The following is a 4,417-nucleotide window of genomic DNA, read 5'->3' as shown; positions in this document are numbered from 1 at the left end:
TGGTGCCCTGGAACGGGCGGAAGAGCCACGCGAGGCGGCCGGCGCCTTCAGCCTCGGCGTCGCCGATTTGATCGACGATTTTGCCGAGAGGCTCCGGCAGGTCGGCCTCGTACTTGTCCAGCAGGATGGCGGCATCGAGCAGGGCATTGATGTGGGCTTTCGGCACCGGCCGGCTCGCGGCCTGGGCTGCCATCACCTGGTCTGCGAGGAGCGCCGCGAGGCGGGACAACTCCGAGAGCCGCTTCGGCGGTAATCCAGCCGGCAATCCCACCCCATCGCCTACTTCAGCCATGTCGATCTCCGAATCACGACGAGCATGACCAGCGAAGCGGAGGCGGAGGCGATGAGGCCGTCTTCCAGGGCGTCCTCGGGGGCATCCGGCATGACTGACAGCCAAACGGCAACGGTGGCCAGGATGGCCACAGCCGCCGCCAACAGCACGGGCCGAGCCAGGGGGTTCATGGCTGCTGCGCCCGCAAGGCTTTCTCGGCCAGGAAACGACGGGCTTGCGAGCCCACCGGGTGATCGATCCCGGCGCGCCGCCCGTCGTCCGTAACGCCGGCCTGACCCGCGATGCAGCGAGGCCGAACGGACACAGGACCATCGCGCTCTGCCCGCCGATCAGACGTGTTCCGGATTACTGAAGCAGGCGCGCGCATCCTCTGCGATTACCAGAGGGACAGACCGAGCGGAAGCGTCGACGCTCAGCCTGGCCCTCGCCTCCGTTTCGCTTGCCGACGCCGGCGATTCGCTTTCCGCCCCATGCGCTCGGACCCCCAAGAACGCGGGCGGCGTTCAAGGGGCGAGGCGGCTGAGGCGGTCGAGGAGGGCGCGGTCGTGGAGGAGGGCCATGCGCTCCTTCGGGGCGAGCCAGGTGCGGGCCTCGTCGATGCGCTCGGCCTCGACCACCTTGGCCTGGGCCAGCGCCCGGTCGGGGTCGATGACGCCGCGCGGGCGCGGGGCAGCCTCGGGCAGCATCGCGGCATGGGCGTGGGCGAACCCCGGATCGGCGTGGAGGGCGGCCAGCGCATCCGCGTCGTCGAGGCCGGCCTCGGCGTTGCGGCGGCTCAAGGTCCCCGCCTGCGCCGCGATGGCGGGGGGCACGCGCTCCTCCGGGGTCATCAGCAGGCCGAGGCGCTTCAGGGCGAGGCCGAGGCTGAGCTGCCCGCTCGCCCAGGAGATCGGGATCGCCAGGACGAGGCCGAGGATCGTCGGCGACATCCAGAGGAAGAGCGAGGTGGCGATGGCGAAGGCCGCCACCCCCGTGACCAGCCCCAGCGCCATGTGCCAGCGGTGGCGGCGCACGATGTCGGACCAGGGGATCGAGCCGTCGTCGCGCCGCTGCGGGTTCCAGCCGGTGTCGCGCCCGAGCAGGATCTGGAAGACCGAGCCCGACTGGATCAGCATGGCGATGGGCGCGATCAGGGCCGAGAGCAGGATCTCGATCAGGCTCGACAGGACGAGGCGGATAGCGCCGCCGCAGGCCCGGCGCACCGGCCCGTCGATCAGCGCGAGGATCAACCCCAGGAACTTCGGGGCGAGCAGGATGCCCATGGTGAGCCCGAAGAGCTGGAGCGCGCGCACCGGATCGAAGCGCGGCCAGACCGGGTAGAGCCCGAACTCGGAGGTGAAGTATTCGGGCCGCACGTAGGCGGTCTGCAGCACCAGCGCGATGCCGACCACGAGCTGGCCGAGCCAGAGCGGCGAGGCGACGTAGCCGGCGATGCCGGTGGCGAAGTGCTGGCGCGAGGCGGACTTGAGGCCGGCCGCGCCGATGATGCGGCTGTGCTGGAGGTTGCCTTGCGCCCAGCGCCGGTCGCGCACGGCCACATCGATGAGCGAGGGCGGGCTCTCCTCGTAGGAGCCGGGCAGCGCCGGCAGCATGGTCACGCTCCAGCCGGCGCGCCGGATCAGCGCCGCCTCCACGAAGTCGTGGGAGAGCACGTGGCCGCCGAAGGGGGGCTTGCCCGGCAGGTCCGGCAGCCCGCAGGCCGCCGCGAAGGCGCGGGTGCGGATGATGGCGTTGTGGCCCCAGTAATTGCCGTCGCGGCCCGACCAGACCGAGAGGCCGGTGGCGATGACCGGCCCGTAGATGCGCGCGGCGAATTGCTGGACGCGGGCGAACAGAGTGTTGCGGTTGATGATCAGCGGCAGCGACTGGATGATGCCGGAATCCGGGTCCGCCTCCATGGCGGCGGCCAGATGCACCACGCACGGGCCCGTCATCAGGCTGTCGGCGTCGAGCACCAGCATCTGCTCGTAGGCAGCCCCCCAGCGCGAGACGAAGTCGCCGATGTTGCCGGCCTTGCGGTGATGGTTCTTCGCCCGGTGGCGGTAGTAGAGCCGGGCATCGTCGCCCCAGCGGGCGCGAAGCTCGAGGAAGGCCCGCTCCTCGGCGATCCAGGCGTCCCCTTGCGTCGAATCCGACAGGACGAAGTAGTCGAAGGCCTGGCCCAAGCCCGTGGCGTCGATCTCGGCGCGCATGGCCTCGATGGCCGCGAAGGTCCGCGCGGTGGCCTCGTTGTAGACGGGCATCACCACCGCCGTGCGGGTGGTGAGCGCCGTCGGCAGGGCAGGGGTCTTCAGCCCGCGCAGGAGCACGAGGAAGCCGAGGATCGCCCCGGTGAAGGCCAGTGCGATCCAGGAGAAGTTCAGGGTGAAGAGCGCGAGCAGCACGTATTGCAGCGCCGTGGTGCCGCCCGAGACCGCCACCACCTCGTACATCTGGATCGCGCCGTAGGCGGTGAGCCCCGCCGCGCCGCCGAAGACGAAGGCGCGGGCGAGCCAGGGCTTGGCGTGCCGCACGGTCGGCCGGTGGCCGGAATCGGCGTCCCAGCGTTCGAGATCCTGCACCGGCATGGACACCGGCGCCTCGGGGGGCATCGCCGGGGCGAAGGGCGCGGAGACGATGCGCGCGGCGGCCGCGTCGGGGGGGAGCGTGGGTGCGTTCACGGGGTCCAACGGTAGAGCCAGGTTTCGGTGAGCGGCTTGTCGGCGCGCTGCAGGTTGAGCCGCAATTCGCAGGATTTCTCGCCCCTCGGGTCGAGCTCGAAGGCGACCCGCAGGGTGTCGCGCTCGGGGTAGCGGTAGAGGGTGCTCTTCGTGATCGCCCCCGGCGTGACGCCGAGCTGGGTCTGGATGTCGCCGGGGGCGGCGAGGCCCGGGCCGGTGAAGTCCACGAGGAACAGGCGCCGGTTCTCGGCGCCGTGCCCGCTGCGGGTGCTGGAGACCTGCGCCACGGGGATCGGCTCGGGCGGCTGCCAGCACCAGTGCTGGCGATAGCTGAAGGGCAACTCGGCGCCCACGGCGAGGGTCGCCTTGGGGCGCCAATAGGCCAGCACGTTCTCGTTGAACTCGGAATCGCTCGGGATCTCGAGGAGCGTCACCGCGCCGGGGCCCCAGGCGCTCAGGGGTTCGAGCCAGAGGGAGGGGCGCCATTCCCAGTGCTGCACGTCGTCCTGGAAGGCAGCGTAGTCGCGCGCCCGCTGCATCAGGCCGAAGCCCTTCGGGCTGTCGTCGAGGAAGGAGGAGATCTGCAGGGTCTCGGGGTTGCGCGCGGGGCGCCAGATCGCCTCGCCGGCCCCGGTGCGGATCTGCAGGCCGCCGCTGGCATAGGCGCCGGCGCGGGCGTCGTCCGCCCCGCGCCGGTCGTGCGGGCCGAACAGGTAGCTCGTGGTCATGCCGCCGAGGCCCAGGTGCTCGATGGCCGCGCGGGCGAAGACCGTGCCCTCGACGTCGCAGAGCGAGGCGTCGCCCGGGCGCAGGCTCATGCGCAGGGCCGCCGTGGCGGAGGGCGAATCCACCAGCGCGTGCAGGACGAGGGGGCCGCCGGGGCCGGGCCGCTCGATCCAGACCGCGCGGAATTCGGGAAACTCCTCGCCCTTCGCGTCGGCGGGACGCAGGGTGAGCGCACGGGCGGTGACGCCGAAGCCCTGGCCGGCGGCGACGAGGCGGAAGAACGAGGCGCCCTGGAACAGCGCGAAGTCGCTCAGATCGCCGCCCCGGAAGCGGGCGCGGATGCGAAAGCCCGAATAGCCCGGATCGTCCTTGAAGGGCGGCAGCGCGACGCCTTCGGTCTCGAAGCGGGCCGGGTCGTAGGGGAGGGCGCGCACCACCCCCTCCTCCACCAGCGCCAGGGCGACGCGGGAGCGGAACACCGAGCCGCGATGCAGCGGCTCCACGGTGAAGCCGAGCCCGGCCTCGGCCCAGACGGCGCTGCCGGGCCGGGTGCGGATGGCGGCGTATTGCTCGCGGTTGAGACCGGTCAGCGCGTCCGGCAGGTCGTCGATGCGCGGTGCCGCGTAGGCGCGCTTGGCGAGCGCCCGGGCGAGATCCGTGACGAGGCCGGGCTGAAAGGGCGCGCCGTCGGCCGGCAGCGCCGGGGCCTCGTCGGCGCGGGCGCCGCGGGGCAGGGCGG

At 72.1% G+C, this 4,417-nt stretch carries 4 protein-coding genes; all 4 read right to left on the bottom strand.

The window, feature by feature from the left end:
* The coding region (locus JWQ05_RS02320; RefSeq protein WP_299653863.1) for a hypothetical protein at nt 1-292 on the bottom strand (292 nt) is incomplete at its 3' end.
* Nucleotides 280-462, bottom strand: coding sequence for a hypothetical protein (locus tag JWQ05_RS02315; RefSeq protein ID WP_299653860.1), 183 nt, complete (start codon nt 460-462; stop codon nt 280-282). The genes JWQ05_RS02320 and JWQ05_RS02315, both read right to left, overlap by 13 nt.
* Nucleotides 463-795: 333 nt before the next feature.
* Nucleotides 796-2,910 (bottom strand): glucans biosynthesis glucosyltransferase MdoH, encoded by a 2,115-nt coding sequence (gene mdoH / locus JWQ05_RS02310; protein ID WP_299653866.1) that lies wholly within the window; start codon nt 2,908-2,910, stop codon nt 796-798.
* 38 nt (nt 2,911-2,948) lie between these two features.
* Nucleotides 2,949-4,417, bottom strand: a 1,469-nt coding sequence (locus JWQ05_RS02305; RefSeq protein ID WP_299653857.1) for a glucan biosynthesis protein, incomplete at its 5' end; no start/stop codon positions are given.

The organism is Methylobacterium sp. (genome assembly GCF_028290105.1).
GTDB lineage: Bacteria > Pseudomonadota > Alphaproteobacteria > Rhizobiales > Beijerinckiaceae > Methylobacterium.
Note: the sequence above shows the minus strand (reverse complement) of the source record. Positions and strands in the feature narration are given on the sequence as shown.